Origin of the sequence: Pseudoalteromonas luteoviolacea, assembly GCF_001750165.1 — a bacterium.
GTDB classification, from domain to species: domain Bacteria; phylum Pseudomonadota; class Gammaproteobacteria; order Enterobacterales; family Alteromonadaceae; genus Pseudoalteromonas; species Pseudoalteromonas luteoviolacea_G.
In genome coordinates this window covers 1,023,161-1,048,364 of the sequence record NZ_CP015412.1, presented here as the reverse complement: position 1 = coordinate 1,048,364, position 25,204 = coordinate 1,023,161, and the positions used below count along the sequence as shown (strand labels likewise).

Sequence of the window (25,204 nt, the reverse complement as noted above, 5' to 3'; positions counted from 1 at the left end):
TAGTGTCATTAAGTAAAAAACCTAACAACGCTTTTTCTATCTTTGTATTTGGTACTGGTTTTCTATGTATGGTAAATAATGGGCATGCAGCGCCCGAAACTTTACTTGCAGATAAACAACAAGATCAAAACATCGAGCGGATAGCTGTGACGGGGTCACGCATTGTTCAAAGCAATAATACGCATATACTGACTAATATTGCAGACGATGTAATTACTCACTCTGCATTTGCTTCATTATCCGATATTTTAATCGATGAAGTGGTCCAGATTAATGAGGGGATCAGTCATTTTAATTCCCAAAATAGTACTCATAACTCAGGCCTCTCTACCATAGATTTACGCGGTTTAGGGCTCAATCGAACGCTCACTTTAATTGATGGTCGACGTGTCGTATCAAACAGTTATTCAGGCGATCTTGTCAGCCTTTCCACTATACCAAAAGGCATAATAAAAAATATCGAAATAGTAACAGGCGGTGCTTCAGCAGCATACGGATCTGGCGCTATCTCAGGTGTCGTCAATATCATTACTCGACAAAGCAAAGACAACTCGACTATTAACCTAGCATTTGGAGAAAGTACCGCTGGTGGCGCAAGGGAAATGTCAATCAATGCCGATACAGGTATCCAGTATGCCAACCAGCAAGGACAGCTATTATTAAGTGCATCTTACATCGAACACTTTGGATTAGATTACTGGGATAGACCGCGTGCTCAGCAGCAAGATGACTGGCGATATGATCCCAAAAGAATGTGCAACACTATGCTCACTGCTGTATATGACCCTGAGCAGCACAGTGCATATCAATGTATGCGTGATATTGAACAAAGTGACTGGACCTCATTAAGCGATGCGTTACCCGGTGGAGTGTTCAATGAAACGAGCAGCTTTAAGCCCAGTTCTGGCTTTTGGTATGATGGTCAAACATTAAGAAATGATTGGCAGGAAGAAGTACATGGCTTGCATTTTAATCAGTATAGTATGCTACAACTCCCTAGCCAGCAGCTAAGTGTGGCAATAAAAAATGAGTTTGATTTTGAATCTGGCGATCAAGGCTACTTGCAATTACACTACAGCAAAAATGACAGCCTCAATGTAAAGTCTCCAGAAAATGAAGATGAATGTGATCTTGTCATCACTTATAAGCCAAACATAGAGCAGTTCAGTTCAGATTGTATTGGCGCGATCCCTCATACTAACCCTTATGTGCCAGCAGAGATACGCAAAAGTGCCAGTAATCAGAACATAAAATGGGATCGTTTATTTCACGAAGTTGGCGCCGTTACCAACAAGAACACACGTACAACTTTTCGTTCATGGGCAGGTTTTAACGGGACAATTGGGGATGATTGGCAATGGGATGTCTCGGCAGGGTTTGGACAGTTCAAACAAAATCAGATTCGCTATAACGAGCTAAAAGTTGCTCATGTCAAACACGCGCTTAACGCTGAACGATTAAGCGATGGTTCTATAAGGTGCAAAGATCTCGTTGCAAGAAAGCATGGCTGTGTGCCAATCAACTTATTTGGTGAGAACGCGATCAACTCAGCTGCGGCCAATTACATACGCATTAACCCTCAATTAACGACTGAGCTATCACAAACTAACTTTACAGCTACTGTAACTGGAGAACTTGCTAATTTAGCATCAGGCCCGATATTTTCAGTATTTGGGGTTGAGTATAGAAAAGATAGACAAAACGTATCCACCAATGTGCCCGAAGGAGGCGTTACTTTTAACTATATCCCAACTTTTACAGGAGATGTTACCAGCTATGAAGTGTTTACTGAAGCCGCGTTGCCACTGCTAAAAAATATGCCACTTGCACACCAATTAAATTTATCATTGGCTGCTCGTATTGCGGATTACAGCTGGTCAAATATGGGGCTGATCCAAAGTTATAATCTCGGCGTAAATTACGCACCGACCACAGATTATACGTTTAATTTTAATTGGGCAAAGTCTATGCGAGCACCTACCATCACAGAGTTGATGTCGCCAATGAGAGGCGACTACAACGCATTTCAGGATATATGTGATGGCGTCACAGCAACATCAAAGCAACCTGGACATGAAAATTGTCGACAGGAGCCGGGCATCAATACAGTGATAACACAAGAAGGTGTCTTTGATGATCAAAACAACAGCTACTCTCCAAATTTAGGCAACCCTGAACTCACCGAAGAAACCGCCAATAGCTATGCAATTGAGCTGCAATTCTCGCCCATATCCATAACTGAATTAACGCTTAATGCAAGCTACTATAAAATAACCATCGACGATGTCATCACCTCACTGTCTCATCGAGACATCTTGGCTAGATGCTATCAAACAGGCCTATCATTTGACCCAAGCACCCCGTTTTGCCAAGCAATAAAAAGAGACCACGAAGGCCAAATCATTGAGCTACAACAGCGCTTAATCAACGCAAATCAACTCACTACGCAGGGCTATGACTTGGCGGTTAACTATGCATATACTCTCAAAAACACTGGTATTCTCGCCTTTAAGCTCAATTGGAATCATGTTATTGAGCATGCATTGATATCTGACCCCATCAATCTTCGCACTCCTGAAATACATGAGGGATATTTAAACCACCATATTTTTGAGGATACAGGGAAGGCTTCGTTTTCATGGCAACAGGATAAATGGCGAGTAACATGGCATACGCAATTTAAAAGTGCTATCAAACGCAGTAAACAGACATATGAAAACTGGATTAATTTTATCAATGCCAATAGTGAACGCTGCGCACTTAGGTCAAGTGCTTGCATTTCTAACCCTGAACCGCTTTGGGGCAATGACCTGCCCTCTTATACAACTCACTCTATTCAATTGTCTTATCACCAAAAAATACAAGGGGCGACACTTAAGGTTTCTGCCAATGTAAAAAATATATTCGACAATAAAGGGGCTTTTATAATTGGCGGAAACGGCAACTTTCATAGTGCTTATGGTGGAGGGCGAGGACGTTTTGTTTCATTAGGTACGAAGATAACGTTTTAATACGCATAAAAAAGGCTTCATATTGAAACCTTTTTTAGCTGAAGTCATCGACTATTACTTATTTAGTTGTGCTTTTGCCGCTTCCACTTTCGAGTAATCTAAACCCAGTTCAGCGACTGCTTCCTTAATTAAGCCAGGGTTTTGCATCACTAGGCCCATTAATTGCTGTAATTTTTCAGGTGGGATAGGCAATTGCTGTACAGTAGCCATTGCCATTAAAGGGTTTTCAGTCAGCGCCTGAAATACAGCCTTAATTTGTTCGTCAGAAATATTGTGCTCTTTAAGTAGCGCGATGATTGGATTCATAGTCAAACCTTAAACAATTAATGTGTTCGCTAGGCGCAGCCAAATCCGCGCCCAGTAAGATACTGTTTTTGTTGGGTCGAAAGTGTGTAACTTCAACCCCATGGCTCACGAAATATCATTTTTTACTAATACTGCACCGTAAAAGCCATCATATTCACTATTTACACCAGGGACTAAACTGAGCTCCTCTTCTAAGGCCCAATTTGAATTGTTGGCTAAAAATGCTTTTACTTGTTGCCCATTTTCAGAGGGTAAAACAGAACAAGTCGCATAGACCAGCTTGCCACCAACACGACACATTTGACTATATCGCTGCAAAATATCTTTTTGTAAAGCAATGAGTTCATCGACATTTTGCTCATTCAAGTGCCACTTTGCATCGGGGTTGCGACGAAATATGCCAGTGCCAGAACAAGGCACATCTAACAGCACTCGATCAAACTTCTCTTTTTGCCTTTTAATCGTTTTACTATTTTGAATTAAGCGCGTCTCTATCACATGCGAGCCTGCGCGCTTTGCACGTTTTTTTAATATATCCAGCTTGTGTTGATGAATATCTAAAGATAACAAACGCCCTTTATTTTCGAGTAATGCAGCAATGTGCAAACTTTTACCACCAGCTCCAGCACATGCATCAACCACTTTCATGCCGGGCTTTACGTCGAGTAAACATGCAATTTGCTGAGATCCAGCATCTTGCATCTCAAAGTGGCCCTGTTGAAATGCATCCGTTCTGAATAAGTACCCCATCTTTTCAACTTTAAGAGTGTTAGGAAGGCCATCAACCGAGGCTGCAATTATTTGCTCTTTAGCCAAGCTTTCTTTAACGCTTACCACATCACTTTTAAGTGAGTTCACTCTTATATAATGCTCAGCTGGTTTATTTAACGCACTTGCAATTTGAGCCCATTCAGTACCTAACTCTTTTCTCGCCCGCTCGCCTAACCAAGCAGGTATGCTCAACAAAACGTCTTCAGGCGCACAGGCAAGCTCTGTTTCAATATCCTCAAGGCTCAGCGATGATACTTCCGACATTTCAGGGAGAGTTTGACCACTTAACAAAGTGTATGCGCCCCACATATGCCACACATCATCAGAATTTAACCCTGTAACAGAGTCAACTAAATCTCGACGACCTAGCCCCCAACAAAGCTTTCGGCTATGACGGATCAAATCGTAGAGAGTTGTAACAAAATATGCGCGTTGTTCGATAGTCCAAGCAGCATTTGCCTGCAAGTGATGCTGTACTATTTTGTCGGCATATTGTTCTAATGTTGAAGCCTGCAATAAGGCGCTATTTAAGCTCTCTAGCAATTGACGAGGTGCTCTCACGGTGGTTTCTCATGTGTGAAGTACAAGGCGCGAATTGTAGCGCTTTTATGGGCCTTACACCACTCAATTTCCCCCTTTTCACACAGGTCGTCACAAATAATTACAACCTCTATATTGCGCGCCTAAGACTGCTCACATAGTATCAAATTCGAACTATTTGTGACCAAATAAGACGAATACCAAACTAAGGATGATTTCAGTCATTCAAAGCGGTAATAAGAAATAAAAAAACAAACAGATAAAACCTTTTTTACTCGTCAAGAGTAAACTTGCGACTTGGAGAAAGTGATGAAATATAAAGCTATTTTGGCAACTGGGATCATCTTATCAAGCCATGCATATGGTGCACAACTGCCACTCAAAATAGAGACTGATAGCCCGCTACTCTTAACAGACTCCCCCATCGTTTTCGCCGTCAATACAGAGAAAAAAGCGTTAGAACGTATCGACTTAAGTCTCAATTCTTCTCAAAAATTGCCAATCAGCGCCACATCAAAAGGTTTTCATTATGGGTATATTGCAAACTCAAAAGAGGTGCAAGCATTTGTTTTAGATAATAGCGGTGTTTATGCGGTAACACCGAACAAAACAACGCGACTCGTTGAGTCAGATAGCTTACTCACACGCTTACAAGTGGATAACTTTGAGAAGTTAGAGTTTGTATTGGATGTCAATAACGATGGTTTAAGTGATATCTACCTACCTGGGTTTACGCAAAATGAGCTCTTTATTCAGCAATCAAATGGGCAATTTGAAAAGCATAATTTTGAGTATAATTTACCCTTGAGAAGCCATACTTACAACGAGTCGCTCGAGATCAGCACTAACTTTACTTCTCTACCAACGGTTCATGACTTCAATGCTGACGGATTCTCTGATTTAGTTTTTCGCACACGCCAAGAAATCGCCGTGCTTTATGGCAACAAATCGGGTTTCGCAGACAAGGTAGATTATATTCACCTCCCCTCCACATTTGGAAAAATAGCAGGTAAACGCATCAGAACAACACAAGATTTGTTAGACATTAACCAAGATGGACATTTGGATTTAGTCACTAGAATACGGCCTGTTACCGAGGGTATATCGGGCCTGGAGGCCAAAGTAGAATATGATTTATATCTTGGGCAACCCAAAGGGTTTAACTCTGGCGCAATAAAGCTGCCTCACACGATAGGTGCTGGGGGAATGCGAATCGAATATGACTTTGATGGCGACGGTTTACTTGATTTGCAAACACTCAATGTCGACATCGGCTTAACAACCATTGCTGCGATGGCACTTGGCGGAGGCAAAGCAGATATTGACGTTGATATGCATTTCTTTAAACAACATCCACATACTCTATTCAAAACAACTCCAAGTACAGAAAAAGAAGTCGAACTTGAAATTGATATGAAACGATCAATGCAAGGCATGCCTTATTATACTGGAGATATAAACGGTGACAAAAAACATGATCTAGTTTTTAAGTCTGGCGACGAAACTTTGAGTATATATTTTGGTACGTCTCAAAGTTTATTAGGCAAAGAGCGTAAGAAAATCAATCACCCTCTCCCTAAGAACCCAAATGATATTGTGCTGGTAGATATAGATGAAAATGGCAAAAAAGATTTTGTTTTTAAATACGAAGATAAACAAGGCCAAGTCAAAATAGAAACACTATTAAATTAGAAATAATTTAGAATGAACTAAAGGTAAAAGGCCATGCCTTTAGTTCTTTTTTAACTAAAAACAATGAACATATTAATAACTATTGTGATTTTATTTCCAAAAGTTAACAACTTGAGGTATGGTTCCGTTTTGGGAAATTAATATCTAAAGGAATTATTGTGAAACTCAAATACAATGCACTTTTGCTGGCCGTTATCTCTGCGATTCAACTAACTGGATGTGGTGGGGGGGGCAGTAATAACAGTGCACCTACACCTAATGTAGAAACAAGGCCTACACCGACTATCGAATCAACAACTCTTGCGCCTTTAACCATAAAAACAATCAAAAAAAATCAATGTAACTCTGCACCCATTTCTGCAGATGTGGTATTTCACGATGGAAGTGGTGCATTTGTTTCAAGCTTTAAAACCAACTCTAGCGGACAACTAGACACTGGCATTCCTGAAAATGCGAGGCATGCCTCATTTATTCTAAAAACGACAGATAACCAAAACGTACTCCATACCCAAATACAAACTGTACTAAATATTCAAAATGGTTTTGAAGTCGATGCGCTCGTCTTTAACGACCCGAATACATGTGGTTGTAGCGACATCATTTATAATCTTGAGACGTTGAGTGCACAAATCCCTAATACACATTTACACAACGCAGTAGCACCACACGTCAACCTAGGTAATGGGCAAGTTGAGGTATATGCATGCGTGCCTGAGCAACAAAGGTTACTTTATACGCATTCAGTAGCAGGTTATAAAGGTGGTCTATTCGATACATCTGAGCCTTCCACTTTGATGCTATCTGACGAGCAGTTTACCGCAACAGGTACCCCATTAGATTTGAGTATCTTTAGTTTTGAGCCAAATTATTACATCAACCTAACATCTTATGTTAATAATGAAGCTGTATACAATGTGACTGTAAATGAAACCGAGATTGACCAACCATTTGAACAGTCACATGATAGGCTAGTTACTTTTAGTGACCTTGCAACTGTCAATTATCTATCTACTTCAAAATCTGACGAGCGATACACTGGGAATGGGTACATAAAAACACACTCGTATGCATTAAGTCGTCTAGATAACCAAGGTAATAGTGTTCAGGTACAACACTTTGATAGTACTCAGTCGTTTGACAATGTATTGGACTTCTTCATTCAAACAGTAACAGATGAATCAGATAACATTGTATTGGATTTAAAATCGGCGCATGATCGCCTCGATGCGCTTATATTTAGTTCAACTTGGTCAGATGTTAACCATGGAAATAGTAGCTGGCATGTCTTTAGCGATGGCCAAGATATCATTCCTGATTTGTCATTTGGGCATATTATTCCTCGAGAATCCCTGTCGCTTAATGATGTTTCTGTAGAGATTCTTTTACTCGATTTAAATACAGATCAAAACTTCGATGATATGCGAGAACTCTATTTTGAGAGCGCTGAAAGTTTTCAAAAGAGTCTAGACTCTAAACTATTTGATGGTATGGCCAGTTACTCATTTGCAACTTACGAGTGATAATTAATATACCATGGAAAGAGGCTTAGCCTCTTTCCAAACTTTCAAATCAGAGTATGTAATATACCAACCAAAATCTAGCTGATAAAAAAGTTATAAATAAAATATTCAATTATGTATTTATTTATAATAGCGGTCAGGCTGTTAAAAAATAAACCACAACATTATATTATTATCTTTCAGAGATAATTTATTAATAATAAAAGGAAATATAATGAATCTTAAAAAAAATGGAATTTTGATTGCTATATTAAGCGCAATACATCTCACAGGATGTGGTGGTGGAAGCGATAGTAATTCATCACAGCAGCCAGCTCAAGTTGCTGATAGGCCAAGCACAGATACTCCCCCAGTCTCTGTAGAGCCTAACTTTTCATTAACTACCTATAAAAGCAGTGCATGTGGCAGTGAGCCAGTTGTCGCTGATATCGTTTATCACAGTATTGATGGACGCTTTATTTCTACTGAGAAAACATCTCCTTCTGGTGAAATAGCATCGACACTGCCTGAAAATACTCAGCATGTTTCACTCGTATATAACACCATGTCTGAAAATGGCGAAAAGCAGCTCCAGATTCAAACCTTATTAAATGTATCTGAAGGTTTTAAAATCGATACTTTCAGTTTTAATGATAAAGAGCCTTGTGGATGCAGTGCAATCAAGTACGACTTAACAACACTTAAAGCCCAGACGCCAAACTCAACTGTATTTAATGTAGCACCAACGCCAATTACGCTTTCCGAAGCACAAACGCAGTTAAGTACTTGCAGCACACAAGCGCAAACACTTGTATTTACGCAATCTGAAACTGACTACCAAGGTGGGGTGCTTGATACATCAAAAGCAGCAACAATCACATTATCAGATCAACAACTAACCGCTTCAGGGATTCTGGTTGATTTAAATGATAGACAGTTTGATGACCAAGAAACGATTCACTTCTCTTCATATTTAGGTAATGACGAAGTGCATTCTGTTATAGTTAATCAAGCTGCATACACCCACCCATCTTATAAAGACAAAAACCAACTTGTGATTTTCAATGACTTAGAAACGGTCAATTATTTATCTTTGAACCGTCCACATCATACGCAGCTCACCGATGATCTGTCATTTACTTCATATTTTACTGCGATGAGTCGTGTCAGCGACCAAGGGAAGGTTTCAGAGCTTGCTCATATTCAACTAAATGATGTACTCACCTCTGCCTATGAGTCATTTATTAATTCATTAAATGATGAGACTCAGACAACTGTTTTAGATTTTAGCGCGGTGGATCACAGAGTAAACCTAGTCACCGTCAATTACGCATGGGATAACGACCTACAAGGTAAAGTAAATTGGCAGATAATTACAGATGGAGAAGAAACCATTCCACATTTACTGTTTGGCGATGTAGTCACAGACGTTGAGCCTAACAATTTATCAGTTACCTTGAGCCTTAGCGCACTCAATACAGAGCATACGTTTGATGACTTGAGGGCGACCTATCTCAATAGCATGATAAGCTTTGAAAAACGCGTTGAGTCTAAGCTATTTGACAACATGGCCAACTACAGTCTCACCCACAAGCTATAACTTTTGGGGGAAACTCTCGGTTTCCCCGTCTCTTTTTACTTAACTACCTTCCAAGGTCCACTGGTATTTGTGGAGCTTGGGGTATCACCTCGAGTCCACCATTTTGCTTCATAGATTGTATTTTGGTAGCTCGCTTTATCTCCCTTAAGATACACTTTATTGCTCTCCCAAGCTTTAACCCCACCTACAGGTGGTTTATCATCCACTGGTGGCAAAGTATCAACTACAGATACACTCGGCCAGCCTGTATGAGATTGGTAAAAGTTAGTCACACACTTTTCATAATCGCCCGGAACAAGCGCTGAATATGCAGTTTGATATCCAACTAGCTTACATTCAAATGAATGGCCTCCAGGTCTATCTGAATAATGGGCCCAATTAGCCTCCCAGTTTGTGTACAATACACCACTAGCGCCATCTAAATTCAGGCTACCAAAGGGCGTTTGCTGCCAACAGGTGTTCTCTTCATCTGTTTCGATTGGAATATTGTAATAATGAGATAACCCTTCCCAGTAACGAATACGATTGACCGGTTGGCCTTTATAACGATTATGTTCACCGCATTCAATACCACCATTGATTACATTAATCGTTGTACCAAAACCATAGCCAATTCCTGCATTGAGTTCGACTTGAGAAGGTACCCAAGTTCTGTCGATGACGTGTAGCATAGCTGGCTTAGGGGCTTGCGGCGTTAAGAAAAACCAAATAGCAGATGCCAAATTCAACCATGAATCAGCCACCCTGCCTGGATCATTCAACAGCACAGTTGCATCGCCATCAAACATCACTTCAGAAAACATACCGTAGTTGAAGTGATAAGATAATTGCTTTGCGCCTCGCCCAAAATACCCTTGTCCAGCACCACATGGCCAACGTCGATTTTGCCAATCATTTTGTCCACACCCTGTGCGATAGCCGCCTTGCCCTTCTGACCATCCCATCTCGCGAACATGCACCAGTGCCTGCTGCCACTCTTCTAATCTATTGGGGTTGTCAGAGATATTATCTTTAGAAATATGGCCACCAGTTTCTTGGGCAAAGTGAGCAAATGCCGTCACGATTGATTTTTTACAAATAGCATCCGCATTACGGCCATCTGTGTACTCACCACAAAATGCTGGAAACTTACCAATCGCACGTAAGAAACGTGTGTAAGTGTATTCTGGTGCAGCCATTTGCGTTAAAAAATTCCACTCCGCTTGGCCAAAAACACGCTCAACACGTTTTACATTGCTTGGGTTGCTCGCTGCTCCCGGCACTATGGCTTCAACAATTGCATTGCTGCGTGTTTCAAGTGCTTTAGACCAAATTGCATACATTGGATCTGCAGTTAATGCTTGCTCAGCGGCGTTTAAATCTGCTCTAGAAACAACATAGCTACCGGGGTTGTTAGGATCAGGCTGTACATTCATACCGTGAGTAAATGCGCTCGCGCATAAAATTGGCAAACACACAGCGGCGACTTTGGTAAGCTTACTTACCCCAATTTTGCAGTTATTCATAATTTACCTTTACATGTTGTTGAATTAAATAAAATTAGAATTTAATTTGTCTTTATATGTTGTATCTAAAAAGCAGTAACCAGCTGCCTTCGACTTGATGAATATCAATGTTCATCAATTTAACAAATATTACACATTGACATCGCTGTCAACGTGAATTACCCAATTTTTGAACAATTGCAAACTTGATTATCACTCTATGTTCTGCAAAATAGGGAAATATTATTAGAAAAAAGAATAAGTAACACGATGAAGCTGACACAACTTAGCCATAATTATTTTTCTCAAGTTATTTCGCTTGGAAACTTAGTGCATGGAGAAAACTATCTAGACGACAAAAAACTTGAGCAAATTTATCAAATGGGCCTCAAGAATGGTCTCAATGCCTCCTTTGTTGCAATTAATGAGCTGGATCAGGTTGTCGGATTTAGACTGACTTATTGCGCTGAGCAATGGACTGTTGATAGGTGGTGTACACCCTCAAAATGGCCTGTCGACATCGAATCTATGGCGTACTTTAAATGCATTGCCATTCATCCTCTTTCACAAGGCCAAGGGATTGGGCCAAAATTATTAGCTGCCTCAGTAAATGTATTAAAACAGCAAGGGGCCAAAGCAGGTGTTGCCCATCTTTGGAAGCAAAGCCCTGGCAATGGTGCTGTAAAATACTTTACCAAGTCCGGTGGAAAACTCGTAAAGCTGCACGATGACAGGTGGCTGGAAAACTGCATAAATGATGGGTATGAGTGTCCTATTTGCGGTAACGAATGCCACTGTCAAGCAGCTGAAATGGTGTTAGAGTTTTGATGAATACCTACGATCCACTGTATTACGCTAACTGCCAAGGTCAGCCTTTGCCTTCCACCTATTGGGCGACTCAACTAACACAAAACGAGACAATACGAAAACCAGAAGCATCGAAACAATATGATTCCATCGTGATTGGAGGGGGCTTTACTGGTTTACTCACCGCTTACTACTTAGCTACGCTATACAGTCAGCGTGTTTGCGTAGTAGAAGCGAATCAAGTTGGCTTTGGGGCCAGTGCCAGAAATGCAGGGTTTGCATTGCCGACATCAGGCCGATTGAGCCCGCTAAATATGGTAAAGCAGTGGGGAGAAAATATTGCTTTACAGGTATATCAAGAATACCAAAGCGGTGTATCGGGAATAAAGGAGTTAATACGCACGCATAATATTGACTGTGACCAACAAGAGTCTGGCTACCTGAAAATTGCACACTCTCACAAGGCAATGACATCTTTGTATGACAGTTTTTTGTTTGCTAAAAAAATATTCTCTGATGAACACCTGTCTTTTATTGATGTCGAAGAGCTTCGTGCTAATTATATCAATATGCCCAATATATATGGGGCAATTAGAAACCAACACGGATTTGGCTTAAACCCTCTTAAGCTGCTTTTTGCATACAAACGTATGGCCGAACAAGCTGGAGTTGACGTATTTGAACAGAGCTTAGCTGAGCGAGTCTCTAAAATAGGCGATAATCATATTGTTGATGTAAATAACATACAATTAAGGTCTAAAAACCTGTTAATCACTGCAAATGCCTACAATAATAAGTATTTTCACCCCACACTCGATAAAAAATACCTACCGATTTTAAGCAGTATCCTAGTCACTCGACCCTTAAGCAATGATGAGTTACTCGCGAGCGGATTGCATACTAATCAAGTCATGATGGATACACGAACTTTAAAGTACTATTACCGCCTTTTACCGGACAACCGATTATTATTTGGAGGAAGAGGTGCCGTTTATGGCAAAGATCAAGACAAAGTTAAATATCAATCCCACCTCACCAGGGCCATGCACAATGGCTTTCCCGCCCTTAAATCATTAAATGCTGACTATTATTGGCACGGTTACATTGCAGCTGCATTAGATGATCACCCACATATTTGTTTTGAAGACAACGTCGGCTACGCCATTGGTTATTGCGGTGCAGGTGTAGCATTTAGTTCGCAGGCAGCACTGCGCTTAGCGCAAATGACAGTTTCAGATGACACGCCAGCATTACCAATCTTTAGAAAGCCCGCCCCTGCAATGCCATTTGCAAGGTTTAGTCGACTTGGACAACACGCTTATTATCACTATGCGCAACTAAAAGACCGCTTACTGTAGCAACAAAGATGAGTTTATCCGTCGTTTTGAATACACAAAAATAGATTAAAAATTAAACAAAAAACACATCTTATTTCAATATTTGAACCGTTAAATGAGGAAGGTAATTAAACTCACATAAGGAAAATAAAATGAAAAATTTCGTTATCGCCACTGTCTTTGCTGGCCTTTCTGGTGCTGCTGCCGCGAATACTATTGAACTAGAAGCGACTGAAAACAGCAATGTTGCATTCGAAAAAGCAGAAGTGACAATCGCACCAAACCAAGGTGTATTTGCATCCAGCGTTGTAACATATTATGGCCCACGTGTATGGGTCAATGGTCGCCTTCAACAATTCTTCGTAGGCCCTACAAACGGCAATCAGTTCTGTGAAGAGCGTGGTCATAACCAAGAAGTCAGTGGTAGCACCATCACATGTGGTGAAGATGAGTCTTCATATGCAAATTACGACTGGTATGGAAAGTCTTGGGTATACAAGAGCACAGGCAGTAAAAACCAGTGTTATCAGCTTTATGCAACAATTAAATGCCAATAATCAGCCCTTTTGCATTATAAGCTAGGTAGCTTTATATATTTGTAAAAAAGCATGTATAAATAGGAGGCTGTGAGCCTCCTATTTAAAGTTAAGTCAAGAGCAAACGAGTTAAATTGTCGCCTCTGTTTTTTTAATCAAACCATATAATTCATCTTTAAGCTGAACACGCTCCAATTTTTTCGTATCCAAATAATCATCAGTGGTGTTTTCAACGCCCTCTTCAATTCGACGTACCTCTTTGTCTAGCTCATTATATTTATTGAACAATTTGGCAAAGTGGTTGTCGTTCATTTTTAAATGGCGGATAGTGTGGTGATGATCAGGAAACTCATGCAGTAAGTCGTGTTTTTCTATGCTCATAAATTGATCCTTCTGAGATATTTATTGGCTTCACTTCATTGTTACTGATACACATAAATAGTTATTGATCTGTATCAGCAATGCAGTGATTATCAGCTTTATCAAGTAACCTCATAAACACAAGTCACGCTCTAGATATGTCAAATTACCAAGGAATCTTACTACCGTCATAGCTCAAAAAGCTGCCACTTTGCTCGTCTTGCAATTCATCTAACACACGCTTTAGCCCCAATGCCGACTCCTGTGGCGTGATCAAAGCATTTGGGCCACCCATCTCTGTCTTTACCCAACCAGGGTGTAAAGCAACCGTTTTTATACCGTGTGGCAATAAGTCATTCGACAAGCTCTTTACCACAGAATTAAGCGCAGCTTTAGAGCTTCGGTAAATGTATCCACCGCCTTTAGTATTTTCAGTATGGCTACCGACACGAGAAGATAAGGCTGCAAATATTTTACTCTGTCCCAACAAGAGGTGAGGATAAAATGCCTCTGCCAACTTAGCAGGCGCAATCGCATTAACTTCCATTACCCTGCGCCAAGCTTCTACATCACAATGCCCAAAACCATAACCCTTCGGCCCATATAAGCCTGCATTGTTAATCACGACATCAATCGCCTGCTCACACAGCTGCTTAGCAAGATCATCAAGTTGGGCATAATCAGTGACATCTAATTGGTGTATATCAAGCAAGCCTGATGATCCCTCTCCAGCCAAATCATGCAAAGCCTTGCTTGAGTTTATGTCTCTTACAGTTGCAAGGACATGCCAACCACAATCTAAATACAGTTTAGCAAGGGCAAGTCCAATGCCTCTATTTGCCCCTGTGATAAATACACACGCCATAGATATTCCAAACTTAATTCATAACCAAAAGGGGTTTTAGCGAATAAGAGAGAGTAAATCAACAAGTAACAACATTATCCTAAGCAATCACATATGATGTAACCAGTGCTTCGCAGTATGTGCTTCGGAAAAGTATCGAGTTTGGCCACCTAATATCCACCCTCCGATGATAGACATAATTCGCTGCCATCTATTACATCCAATGACTGCTGTTCGTGTAAATTGATCACTGTATTGGAAGGCCAGTCTGATATCCGTCCAAGCTTCGCTGACTTCCCACCCTTTTAGCTCAGTGAGATCAATTAAGACATAAATATCTTCTTCAAAACTTTGCGATACCACTTTATCAACAATTGGCAGCACGACTACGTAGTCTTTATGAGTTAGTCTGCCAACGGCTTTAAAACTCAGTAATAAACCAAACTCCCGACGCTCTGTGCCGACTGAAATACCATGGAATTCGCTCATTTTCATGTTCCACTGATAAAAGTAAAAAAAAAGTAAATAATGCCTGTTTTTACAATAGTCCAAATTTATCCATCACGCACATTTTAATAAATCGACTATCCTTAAAGTTACGCGCTCATAAAAGCCTTGACCTCAGGTAATGCAAATAAAATAGGAAAAACATTGAAAATATTAATAATTTTTCTAATGAGCTTGATCACTACATACAGTTATGCACAAACTGAAAAGACTTGGTTCAATCAAGCAACTTATACCAAACTAGAAGATGCGGACACGCATACATTGCAGCTGAGTACTCACTATTACTTTGCGCCTCAAGCCAATTTTTGGGTTTGGGATGACTTTGGTTATTTGGATACAGATACCAATGTATTAATGACATTCACCAATGATGATCAATCTGTTTTTACCGGTGTCGAAGGAGAGCTTTTTATCTCAAATTGGTTTGCAACAGCAAACATTGAAGATTTGGGAGATGCAGATGATAACTACACCATTGGAATTGGCTACCTATTTTTTGAAAACTTGAAAGTAAGTGCGAGGCGTCAACACCAATCTGGCAGTGACAACGTTATTTGGCTGCAAGGACAACTTAATTTCGATATTGATGAAAATGCCTATGTTGGAACTACCTTGATCAGTGATGATGAGCTCGATAACTGGCAAGTAGAGGTGCGTTACTTTCGTCGTCTAGGCGAGCAAAAATACTTTACGCTTGATTTAACGCACGAAAATTCAAGCAGTAAAAACCACAATAACTTCATTGCGAATTATTATTTTAACCAACACTTTGCCTTTGGGCTGGGCAGCAATGAGTCGCATTTGCTTGTCGAAGGCAAGTATTTCGTTAATCACAGCTTTTTTGTCAAAGCTCGCTATCAAGAGCAAAGCGATGATGAGCAGTCTCTAGAGATGTCTATGCAAGCTCAGTTTTAATCATCGATTATTGCATACGTCGACGAAAAGCATCATTAATGTCTGCTATTTTCGTGTGTGATAAAGCGCCCGAATTGTCTTCTATCCACAACTCAAAGTCGGTAAAGCTCTCTAGCTCAAACATTTTAGCAGTTACTTCGGCACAACTTATTTTGAGCATGTCATAGATAACTAGCTCAGCTTGCCACTCTGCATCAGGCACCTCAAACCGCTCGCCTCGCTTTATCATATACGCCCTTTGAAAGCTGCGCTTCAATTGCACTAATCCAAGCTCGCCAACATCGTTACTGGTCGGTAAGATATAATCACTGTACTGCCATTTGGCTTTTGGGAAAACAATAGAAAAGTCTGGATTACTTGGTGCTACATAATCAAACTGGATAGCCTCATTTGCTGTCAATACCACATCATAAGGGCTAAAGTTAAACGCAATATTTAAACTGCAATCCCCTTCTGTCAACACCAAATCACCATATACTTGGATATCCGTGGTGAGCTTAACCGTATACCCTGACCAATCTTTATCAGGAATAGTGAGACAAGATGAGAAGCAGCTAAAATCTCCCTGACTCAAAGACATAGATGTCAACTTATCAAGACAGAAAAATTCGCCAAGTGGTTCTGCTTGCTCGGATTCATTTTCACCTTGAATCAACCACGCTTTTAAGCTCACTTGCTGCGGTATAAGTACGCCGTTAGGCGCTAAAAACTGAACCAAATGCTTGAATATATACACTTGTGGCTCGCGTTTTAACAAAGCTGTCATAGTTTCCGAGATAATGATGTCAAAACGTTCTTGAGGTGATCCGGGCTGCCATAGTGTCGCGTCCGCATGATGCGTACGAATATTGTAATGATTTAGATTAAAGTGGTTAATTAATTTATGCACCGCATCAATATTCTCTTGATGAATATCAATTAAGGTAACTTCAACAGGTAAGTTATCACTTACTGCTAACAAAGGTATTAAAAGAGTAGCATAAGGACCAGTTCCCGCATAAAGTACTCTAGTAGGCGTATTGTTTGCTTCCGTATGCTTGCTTATCGCCTGTGCGACCCCTTGAGCAAATAATTGCGTTCGCACTGTTTCTTCAAAACACTTCGCCGCTTGTACGGGAGAAATCGCAATACCTGACGCGGTTTCTGTTTTATCAGACTGATTCATATCAGTGCTGGTAAATATGCCTGTGACAGCGCCCAAATAGTCCACCATGGCTTTAATATCAACTTTATCAATAGCCCCTTTTTGAGCACTCAGCAAAACCTGAGCTACAGCGGCAAACTGTGATTTAGATAATCCCATAACTTCCCTATTTTTTATAAACTTAGAATAAACTTGAGGATAGAGCGACATATCCCAAAAGTAAAACTAAAAGGCTTGCAAAAAACAGTCTTAAATATCTGAGCTGTTGCGAAGTTTTTACAACTTGATGTAAAACTCCACCAAAATATAGCCATAGCGCATCTGCCACTATAGCAACCGCGAACAGTATACTGGCCGCAACCACACTCGCCTGCACTTGAGATTCAAACGGCAAGGCGACATTGGCAAATATAGCGATACAGGCAGCATACGCTTTGGGATTAAACAAATTTAAAATGAACCCATCCATAAAACCAACAGACGTATTTTCAGGTGAAGATAAAGCACTTTTATTGGTGGCAATTTTATATGCAACGTAAAGTAAGTAGAGTAAAGCTGTGACTTGCAATAGGTGCGTTAATTGCGGGAAGCTTAACAGTAATGCGCCTAGCCCTGTTGCCGACGCGACAATAGCCACCAGCAAACCGCTCAAGATACCGAGTAAGAATGGCATCCCTTTTTTGACCCCAGAGCTTGCACCAACCGCAGCAAGTGCCAAAGGGGCAGGACCGGGTGAGCCAAGCAATAAAAATGTTGTGAATGCGAGCGACATAATGGCATCTAGCATAGGTCCTCCAAACTTTCCTTTTGTTTTGTGTTTTTCTTGTGTTGAGTTCGTCGATAAAATGACGGGGGAAGGTTGAGGTGAGCACCTCAACCTATTGCGCTTTATTCAGGTGAAGGTATGCGAACAACGCCTTCCATCAATACACGTGCACTCCTGCTCATAATGGCTTTTTTCGCCAACCACCGTTGTGCATTTTGCTCAGCTTCAGCGCCGACTTTTAAGGTGCCTGACGGGTGCCCAAACGTAACTTGGTTTCGTTGTCCACCGCCAGCGGCTTCATTGACCAAAGTACCCGGAATTGCCGCCGCTGTTGCGATAGCCACCGCGGCAGTGCCCATCATCGCATGGTGCAACTTACCCATAGACAGCGCTCGTACATTTAGGTCGATGTCTTGCTCACTGATGGCTTTACCACTGGATGCTGAATATGCACAAGGGCCACTAACAAAAGCTATTTTGGGCGTATGCTGACGAACCTTAGCTTCTTCCAAATCGTTGATCAGGCCCATTTTTAGCGCTCCATATGCGCGGATTTTCTCTAGCCTTTGCAACGTATTTGCATCACCATTAATTGCCTCTTGCAATTCAGTGCCGTTAAAGCCCAAATCATCAGCTCTAAAGAATAAAGTCGGGATCCCCGCATTTATCATGGTCACATCAAAAGCCCCTTCATCAGGCACTTCAAGTACGTCCACTAAATTGCCGCTCGGGAACATATCTGCATTGGCATCGGCTGGGTCTAAGAACTCAACAACCACTTCAGCGGCCGGAAACGTCACCCCATCTAACTCAAAGTCGCCAGTTTCTTGCACTTCACCATGAGTGATTGGAATATGTGCAATGATGGTTTTGCCAATATTGGCTTGCCAAATACGGACAACCGCTATGCCATTTTCTGGTATTCGAGTGCTGTCAACTAAGCCATTGCTGATAGCAAAAGCACCAACCGCCGCCGTTAAATTACCGCAATTACCACTCCAATCGATAAATGGCTTATCGATCGCCACTTGCCCAAACAAGTAATCTACATCATGATCAGCTTGTGAGCTCTTTGACAAAATAACCGTTTTACTGGTGCTGGAAGTCGCTCCCCCCATGCCATCAGTTTGCTTAGCATACGGATCTGGGCTGCCGATCACGCGAAGTAAAATATCATCTCGCAATTTACCGGCAACTTGTGCGCCTTTAGGTAAGTCTTCTAGATTGAAAAATACACCTTTTGAAGTCCCACCACGCATATATGTGGCGGGAATTTTTATTTGTGGTTTAAAACTCATGATCCTTCCTAACAATAAACCCAAGCATTGCTTGGGTTTATTTTGATAATATTGATTAAGCGTTGGCTTCTAAAAAGTCTTTTGCAAAACGTTGCAACACGCCGCCCGCTTCATAAATAGACACCTCTTCTGCGGTATCCAGTCGGCACGTTACATCCACTTCGATACGTTCACCATTTCGGCGATTAATCACCAGCGTCAACGTTGTACCCGGTGTACGCTCACCCACAACGTCATAGGTCTCTGTGCCATCTAACTCAAGTGTCAGCCTCGTCGTGCCAGCTTTAAACTCGAGCGGTAACACACCCATACCAATCAAGTTGGTTCTGTGAATACGTTCGAACCCTTCAGCAACAATCACTTCAACACCCGCAAGACGCACTCCTTTTGCCGCCCAATCTCGTGACGAGCCCTGACCATAGTCCGCACCAGCGACAATAATAAGCGGCTGCTTTCTGTCCATATAAGTTTCGATTGCTTCCCACATACGCGTCACCTGACCTTCAGGCTCAACACGCGCAAGTGAACCTTGCTTCACTTCACCATTTTCCTTCACCATTTCATTCAGCAGCTTCGGATTCGCAAACGTTGCACGCTGAGCTGTTAGGTGATCACCTCGATGTGTCGCATAAGAGTTAAAGTCCTCTTCAGGCAGTCCCATTTTGGCAAGGTATTCACCGGCTGCACTGCTTGCCATAATTGCGTTAGAAGGTGAAAGATGATCGGTAGTGATATTGTCACCTAATATTGCCAGCGGCCTCATACCTTTCATGGTACGCTCGCCCGCAAGCGCGCCTTCCCAATATGGTGGGCGACGGATATAAGTGCTCATCTCGCGCCATTCATACAATGGGTCGTTATCCTCACCATAATCAACCGTGAGGTTGAACATCGGGTCATATACTTCTCTAAATTGCTGTGGTTTTACACTTTTTGCAATGACCGCATCAATCTCTTCATCACTTGGCCAAATGTCTTTCAATGTTACCGGATTGCCCGCTTGGTCATGACCAAGGACATCTTGCTCAATATCAAAGCGCACACTACCTGCAATTGCATAAGCCACCACCAATGGCGGTGACGCTAAGAACGCTTGCTTTGCATATGGGTGAATACGACCATCAAAGTTGCGGTTACCTGACAATACGGCAGTTGCATATAGGTCTCTGTCGATAACTTCTTGTTGGATTTTAGGGTCAAGTGCCCCGCTCATCCCGTTACACGTAGTACATGCGAACGCCACAATACCAAAGCCAAGTGTTTCAAGCTCAGGTAGTAAGTCTGCTTCTGTCATATAGGAGCGCACCGCTTTAGAGCCTGGTGCGAATGATGTTTTGACCCAAGGTTTGCGCTTCAGGCCAAGTTTATTGGCATTTCTTGCCAGCAAGCCAGCAGCAACCACATTACGTGGATTACTTGTATTCGTACAGCTGGTGATTGCAGCAATGATCACCGCGCCATCAGGCATTTGGTCTTCTGTTTTTTCGTAGTCAGCGACGATCCCTTGTTTGGCTAAATCTTGCGTTGCCACACGGCGGTGCGGATTAGATGGACCCGCTAAGTTGCGTCCTACACTGGATAAATCGAACTTTAATACACGCTCATACTTTGCTTCAGTCATGGCATCCGCCCACAGACCAGTCAGCTTGGCATATTTCTCCACTAACTCGACTTGCTCATCATCACGACCTGTTAGCTTTAAGTAATCGATTGTTTTCTGATCTATGTAGAACATAGCAGCCGTTGCGCCATATTCTGGTGTCATATTTGAAATAGTCGCACGGTCACCAAGGGTGAGGTCATTTGCGCCTTCACCGAAAAACTCTAAGTAGGTTGAGACCACTTTTTCATTACGTAAAAACTCAGTAATGGCTAATACAATATCCGTTGCAGTGATACCCGGCTGGCGTTTACCTACCAGCTCAACACCCACGATATCAGGTAGTCGCATATAGGATGCACGGCCAAGCATAACACTTTCTGCTTCCAAGCCACCCACACCAATGGCAATCACACCCAGTGCATCAACATGTGGTGTATGACTGTCTGTGCCGACTAGCGTATCAGGAAATGCAACACCATCTCGCGCCTGAACCACTGGTGACATTTTTTCTAGATTGATCTGGTGAAGAATACCGTTACCCGGCGGGATCACATCGACATTTTTAAACGCTGTTTTTGTCCAGTTTATAAAGTGGAATCGATCATCATTGCGGCGATCTTCTATCGCACGATTTTTTTCAAACGCATTTTCTTCATAACCGGCGTGCTCTACTGCAAGACTGTGATCAACAATTAACTGAGTCGGAACCACTGGATTAACTTTGGCAGGATCGCCCCCTTTTTCAGCGATGGCATCACGAAGACCAGCTAAATCAACCAGTGCTGTTTGACCAAGAATATCGTGACACACTACACGCGCTGGAAACCACGGGAAGTCCAGGTCTCTTCGTCTTTCAATTATTTGTGTCAAAAAATCATTAAGCTTTTCAGGCTCAGCTCTTCGCACTAGGTTTTCTGCTAGGACTTTTGAGGTATAAGGTAATCCATCATATGCGCCAGGCTTTATCGCTTCGATAGCCTCGCGCGTATCATAGTAACATAAGGTAGAATCAGGTAATCGTTTACGGTATTGGGTGTTCATAACTGCTTTTTCCAACTGAAGATGTGACGGTGTGCTTAGCATGCAGCGACTATAAAACACTGCATGCTCACGACTTACGAGCTAAGTAAGTCGTCGGCTAAAACTAGCGTGCTGCAATCGCAGGCACTGGGCGAAGATCTTCACCTGTATATTCAGCCGAAGGGCGAATAATACGATTATCCGCACGCTGCTCCATCACGTGTGCAGCCCAGCCCGTTAGGCGAGACATTACAAAAATTGGGGTAAATAGCTTCGTTGGGATCCCCATGAAGTTATACGCAGATGCATGGAAAAAATCTGCGTTACAGAATAACTTCTTCTCGCGCCACATCACTTCTTCACAGCGAACAGACACAGGGTAAAGCACTGTATCGCCAACATCTGCAGCCAGTTTTTCAGACCACGTTTTAATAATTTCATTGCGTGGATCTGACTCAGAATAAATCGCATGGCCAAAGCCCATGATTTTTTCTTTGCGCTCTAACATACCCATCATTTCTTGTTCAGCATGTTCGGCAGATTCAAAACGCTCAATCATCTCCATGGCAGCTTCATTAGCACCACCGTGAAGTGGACCACGCAGTGAACCAATTGCACCAGTCACACAAGAATGCATGTCTGATAGTGTCGACGCACATACACGCGCAGTGAAAGTCGATGCGTTAAACTCATGCTCAGCATAGAGAATAAGTGATACATGCATCACGCGCTCGTGAAGTTCTGATGGCTTTTCACCGCGCAGTAGATGTAAGAAATGCGCACCGATAGAATCATCATCTGTTTCAACATCAACGCGAACGCCATCATGACTAAAGCGATACCAATAACAAATGATACTTGGGAAACACGCCAGCATTCGATCTGTCACTTTACCTTGCTCATCAAAGCTAGCTTCGCCTTCCAAGTTACCCAACATAGAGCAACCTGTACGCAGCACATCCATTGGGTGTGCATCTGCTGGAATTCGTTCTAACACGTCTTTCAGTGCCACAGGTAAACCACGCATTGACTTCAATAAGGCTTTATATTCGTCAAGCTCGCTTTGATTTGGCAGTTTGCCTTTAAGAATAAGGTATGCAACTTCTTCAAACTGACAGTTCTCAGCCAAATCTTTCACATCATAACCACGATAAGTTAGCCCTGAACCTGATTTTCCTACTGTTGATAATGCAGTTTTCCCTGCTACTTGACCACGTAGACCTGCACCACTTAGTACTTTAGCCATCACTTTCTCCTGAAAATTTTTTACCTGCTGAATTTTAGAATCTTTTTTCGAGCGTGCTGAAACACGCCCTCTTTTATTATTTATTACTTGTTTTTACCTTGGGCAAACAGAGCATCAAGTTTTTGCTCGTATTCGTGATAACCAAGATAATCATATAAATCCATACGTGTTTGCATGGTATCCACAACTGCTTTTTGGTCACCGTCGTCAAGCAATGTACGATATACCAGCTCAGCAGCTTTGTTCATTGCACGGAATGCACTTAATGGATATAACACCATGCCTACCCCCCACTCACCAAGCTGTTGCTTGCTCCAAAGTTCAGTCTTACCAAACTCTGTCATGTTCGCTAAGATTGGTACACCCAGCGCTTCTGAAAAGGCTCTGTAGTGTTCTTCGGTTTGAATCGCTTCTGCAAAAATGCCGTCAGCACCCGCCTCAACATAGGCTTTCGCACGTGCAATCGCAGCGTCTAGGCCTTCTTGAGCAAAGGCATCTGTACGGGCCATAATAAAAAAGTCTTTATCAGTACGCGCATCCACTGCGGCTTTAATTCGGTCGACCATTTCTTCTGTTGATACAATTTCTTTGTTTGGTCTATGACCACAGCGCTTTTGCGCCACTTGGTCTTCAATATGTACCGCCGCAGCGCCTGCTTTTTCCATATCACGAATAGTTTTGGCGATGTTAAATGCACCACCCCACCCAGTATCAATATCTACCATCAGAGGTAAATCACAAGCAGATGTAATACGCTGCACGTCTGCAATCACATCATTTAAAGAGGTCATACCTAAATCAGGTAATCCGTATGATGCATTGGCCACACCACCACCAGATAAATAAATTGCTTGGTGACCTATTTGCTTTGCCATAATCGCACTGTAAGCGTTAATCGTACCTACAATCTGTAATGGTTGATTTGCATTTAACGCGTCACGAAATTTTTTTCCTGCACTCATGATGGTGTACTCTCCTGTGATGTTTACTTCATGTTTGATAGCTTGACGGCGATATTATTTTTTGAGTATTGAATATGGCGTCGCATTAATATTTCAGCCAATTCGCCATCTCGATTTGCGATGGCTCTTACGATATGTATGTGCTCATCATAAGCTGTTGTCACTCTTGGTCCAGTCATACCTAGCTGAACTCGATACATTCTTGCTAAATGGTAAATTCCATTGCTCAACATAGTAATCAGTTGCTGATTTTGACTGCCAACAATAATTCGATAATGAAAATCCAGATCACCCGCCTCTTGGTAGTAGACGTTGCGCTGCTTCACCTCATCCTGTTGACCTTCTAACAGGCTGCTCAATTGATTGATCTCAGCATCCGGCATATTTTGGGCTGCAAGTCTTGCTGCCATGCCTTCTAACGCTTCACGGATCTGATACAGCTCCAATAAACCTTCGGATGTTAAAGTGACTACTCGTGCACCAACATTGGCTTTACGTTCAACAATATTACATGCTTCTAAGCGATTAATTGCTTCACGAACTACTGCACGGCTGACCTCATACTTTGTCGACAATTCAACTTCACTCAGCTTTGAACCTGCTGATATATGACCTTCAACGATCTCTTCTCTTAAATGAAAAAACGTTTTATCTGAAGAAGTTACAGCTTTTTCTTGAAAGAAGCTCATTAAATGATCACACAATAGTTTTTATCGATTGCCAACAATATAGATACACTTTACGTTAACGTCAACCTACAAACAGATAAATTGTCGACAATTTAATTATTCATACTATTCACCTTATTTATTATGGCTGAGTAAGCACCTACCGATTTAATAATACGGGTAAAGTAATAAAATAACGTGACACGCTTTAAATAAGCGCGCAAAGAAGCATGAGCAAGTATTAATAAGGTAATGAATTGTGTAGGAGAAGTAAGTATAGAACAG

General features: G+C 41.7%; 21 protein-coding genes. 8 read left to right on the top strand and 13 right to left on the bottom strand.

What is annotated here, in order from left to right:
• Nucleotides 1–2 precede the first annotated feature (2 nt).
• Entirely contained in the window at nucleotides 3–3,011 is a 3,009-nt protein-coding gene (locus S4054249_RS24720; RefSeq protein ID WP_052960808.1) for a TonB-dependent receptor domain-containing protein, read from the top strand.
• Between the two features lie 54 nt (nucleotides 3,012–3,065).
• Here the strand turns inward: S4054249_RS24720 and S4054249_RS24715 are convergent, their stop codons facing one another.
• A complete protein-coding gene (locus tag S4054249_RS24715; protein ID WP_039610700.1) occupies nucleotides 3,066–3,317 on the bottom strand; it encodes a DUF2999 family protein in 252 nt (83 codons plus the stop codon).
• A gap of 105 nt (nucleotides 3,318–3,422) precedes the next feature.
• The gene (locus S4054249_RS24710; protein ID WP_046354078.1) at nucleotides 3,423–4,649 is read right to left on the bottom strand and encodes an RsmB/NOP family class I SAM-dependent RNA methyltransferase; all 1,227 of its coding nucleotides are present in this window, start codon (nucleotides 4,647–4,649) and stop codon (nucleotides 3,423–3,425) included.
• 288 nt (nucleotides 4,650–4,937) lie between these two features.
• Between S4054249_RS24710 and S4054249_RS24705 the strand changes: the two genes are divergently transcribed.
• The 3 genes from S4054249_RS24705 (at nucleotide 4,938) to S4054249_RS24695 (ending at nucleotide 9,419) form a co-directional block, all read left to right on the top strand.
• On the top strand, nucleotides 4,938–6,320 hold the full coding sequence (locus S4054249_RS24705) for an FG-GAP repeat domain-containing protein (RefSeq protein WP_046354079.1): 1,383 nt from the start codon (nucleotides 4,938–4,940) through the stop codon (nucleotides 6,318–6,320).
• A 158-nt stretch (nucleotides 6,321–6,478) separates the two neighbouring features.
• Nucleotides 6,479–7,840: a hypothetical protein gene (locus S4054249_RS24700; protein WP_046354080.1), complete on the top strand. Its 1,362-nt coding sequence runs from the start codon at nucleotides 6,479–6,481 to the stop codon at nucleotides 7,838–7,840.
• A gap of 214 nt (nucleotides 7,841–8,054) precedes the next feature.
• Nucleotides 8,055–9,419 carry a hypothetical protein gene (locus S4054249_RS24695; RefSeq protein ID WP_046354081.1) on the top strand — a complete coding sequence of 455 codons (1,365 nt, stop codon included), beginning with the start codon at nucleotides 8,055–8,057 and terminating at the stop codon, nucleotides 9,417–9,419.
• A gap of 35 nt (nucleotides 9,420–9,454) precedes the next feature.
• On the opposite strand, the gene S4054249_RS24690 is transcribed toward S4054249_RS24695, so the two are convergent.
• Nucleotides 9,455–10,924, bottom strand: a complete 1,470-nt coding sequence (locus tag S4054249_RS24690; protein ID WP_046354099.1) for a chitinase — start codon at nucleotides 10,922–10,924, stop codon at nucleotides 9,455–9,457.
• Between the two features lie 249 nt (nucleotides 10,925–11,173).
• On the opposite strand from S4054249_RS24690, the gene S4054249_RS24685 reads away from it, so the two are divergent.
• The 3 genes from S4054249_RS24685 (at nucleotide 11,174) to S4054249_RS24675 (ending at nucleotide 13,604) form a co-directional block, all read left to right on the top strand.
• Nucleotides 11,174–11,731, top strand: a complete 558-nt coding sequence (locus S4054249_RS24685; RefSeq protein WP_046354082.1) for a GNAT family N-acetyltransferase — start codon at nucleotides 11,174–11,176, stop codon at nucleotides 11,729–11,731.
• The gene (locus S4054249_RS24680) at nucleotides 11,731–13,068 is read left to right on the top strand and encodes an NAD(P)/FAD-dependent oxidoreductase (RefSeq protein WP_046354083.1); all 1,338 of its coding nucleotides are present in this window, start codon (nucleotides 11,731–11,733) and stop codon (nucleotides 13,066–13,068) included. The genes S4054249_RS24685 and S4054249_RS24680 overlap by 1 nt, the downstream gene beginning before the upstream one ends.
• A gap of 131 nt (nucleotides 13,069–13,199) precedes the next feature.
• Nucleotides 13,200–13,604, top strand: coding sequence for a hypothetical protein (locus S4054249_RS24675; protein WP_052960809.1), 405 nt, complete (start codon nucleotides 13,200–13,202; stop codon nucleotides 13,602–13,604).
• A gap of 108 nt (nucleotides 13,605–13,712) precedes the next feature.
• On the opposite strand, the gene S4054249_RS24670 is transcribed toward S4054249_RS24675, so the two are convergent.
• The 3 genes from S4054249_RS24670 to S4054249_RS24660 all read right to left on the bottom strand — a co-directional run bounded on the left by S4054249_RS24670 (nucleotide 13,713) and on the right by S4054249_RS24660 (nucleotide 15,276).
• Entirely contained in the window at nucleotides 13,713–13,964 is a 252-nt protein-coding gene (locus S4054249_RS24670; RefSeq protein ID WP_046354084.1) for a YdcH family protein, read from the bottom strand.
• A gap of 145 nt (nucleotides 13,965–14,109) precedes the next feature.
• On the bottom strand, nucleotides 14,110–14,808 hold the full coding sequence (locus S4054249_RS24665) for an SDR family oxidoreductase (RefSeq protein WP_046354085.1): 699 nt from the start codon (nucleotides 14,806–14,808) through the stop codon (nucleotides 14,110–14,112).
• Nucleotides 14,809–14,895: 87 nt separating this feature from the next.
• Nucleotides 14,896–15,276 carry an STAS/SEC14 domain-containing protein gene (locus S4054249_RS24660; protein WP_046354086.1) on the bottom strand — a complete coding sequence of 127 codons (381 nt, stop codon included), beginning with the start codon at nucleotides 15,274–15,276 and terminating at the stop codon, nucleotides 14,896–14,898.
• 162 nt (nucleotides 15,277–15,438) lie between these two features.
• Between S4054249_RS24660 and S4054249_RS24655 the strand changes: the two genes are divergently transcribed.
• A complete protein-coding gene (locus S4054249_RS24655; protein WP_145925121.1) occupies nucleotides 15,439–16,212 on the top strand; it encodes a putative porin in 774 nt (257 codons plus the stop codon).
• 7 nt (nucleotides 16,213–16,219) lie between these two features.
• Here the strand turns inward: S4054249_RS24655 and S4054249_RS24650 are convergent, their stop codons facing one another.
• The 7 genes from S4054249_RS24650 to S4054249_RS24620 all read right to left on the bottom strand — a co-directional run bounded on the left by S4054249_RS24650 (nucleotide 16,220) and on the right by S4054249_RS24620 (nucleotide 24,940).
• Nucleotides 16,220–17,515: a methyltransferase domain-containing protein gene (locus S4054249_RS24650; protein ID WP_052960810.1), complete on the bottom strand. Its 1,296-nt coding sequence runs from the start codon at nucleotides 17,513–17,515 to the stop codon at nucleotides 16,220–16,222.
• 22 nt (nucleotides 17,516–17,537) lie between these two features.
• A complete protein-coding gene (locus S4054249_RS24645) occupies nucleotides 17,538–18,143 on the bottom strand; it encodes a LysE family translocator (protein WP_046354088.1) in 606 nt (201 codons plus the stop codon).
• A gap of 101 nt (nucleotides 18,144–18,244) precedes the next feature.
• Nucleotides 18,245–19,420, bottom strand: coding sequence for a 2-methylaconitate cis-trans isomerase PrpF (gene prpF / locus S4054249_RS24640; RefSeq protein WP_046354089.1), 1,176 nt, complete (start codon nucleotides 19,418–19,420; stop codon nucleotides 18,245–18,247).
• Nucleotides 19,421–19,475: 55 nt separating this feature from the next.
• A complete protein-coding gene (gene acnD / locus S4054249_RS24635; protein ID WP_046354090.1) occupies nucleotides 19,476–22,064 on the bottom strand; it encodes a Fe/S-dependent 2-methylisocitrate dehydratase AcnD in 2,589 nt (862 codons plus the stop codon).
• Between the two features lie 103 nt (nucleotides 22,065–22,167).
• The gene (prpC, locus tag S4054249_RS24630; protein WP_046354091.1) at nucleotides 22,168–23,289 is read right to left on the bottom strand and encodes a bifunctional 2-methylcitrate synthase/citrate synthase; all 1,122 of its coding nucleotides are present in this window, start codon (nucleotides 23,287–23,289) and stop codon (nucleotides 22,168–22,170) included.
• Between the two features lie 83 nt (nucleotides 23,290–23,372).
• Nucleotides 23,373–24,251 (bottom strand): methylisocitrate lyase, encoded by an 879-nt coding sequence (prpB, locus tag S4054249_RS24625; RefSeq protein WP_046354092.1) that lies wholly within the window; start codon nucleotides 24,249–24,251, stop codon nucleotides 23,373–23,375.
• A 23-nt stretch (nucleotides 24,252–24,274) separates the two neighbouring features.
• Nucleotides 24,275–24,940: a GntR family transcriptional regulator gene (locus tag S4054249_RS24620; RefSeq protein ID WP_046354093.1), complete on the bottom strand. Its 666-nt coding sequence runs from the start codon at nucleotides 24,938–24,940 to the stop codon at nucleotides 24,275–24,277.
• Between the last annotated feature and the right edge of the window lie 264 nt (nucleotides 24,941–25,204).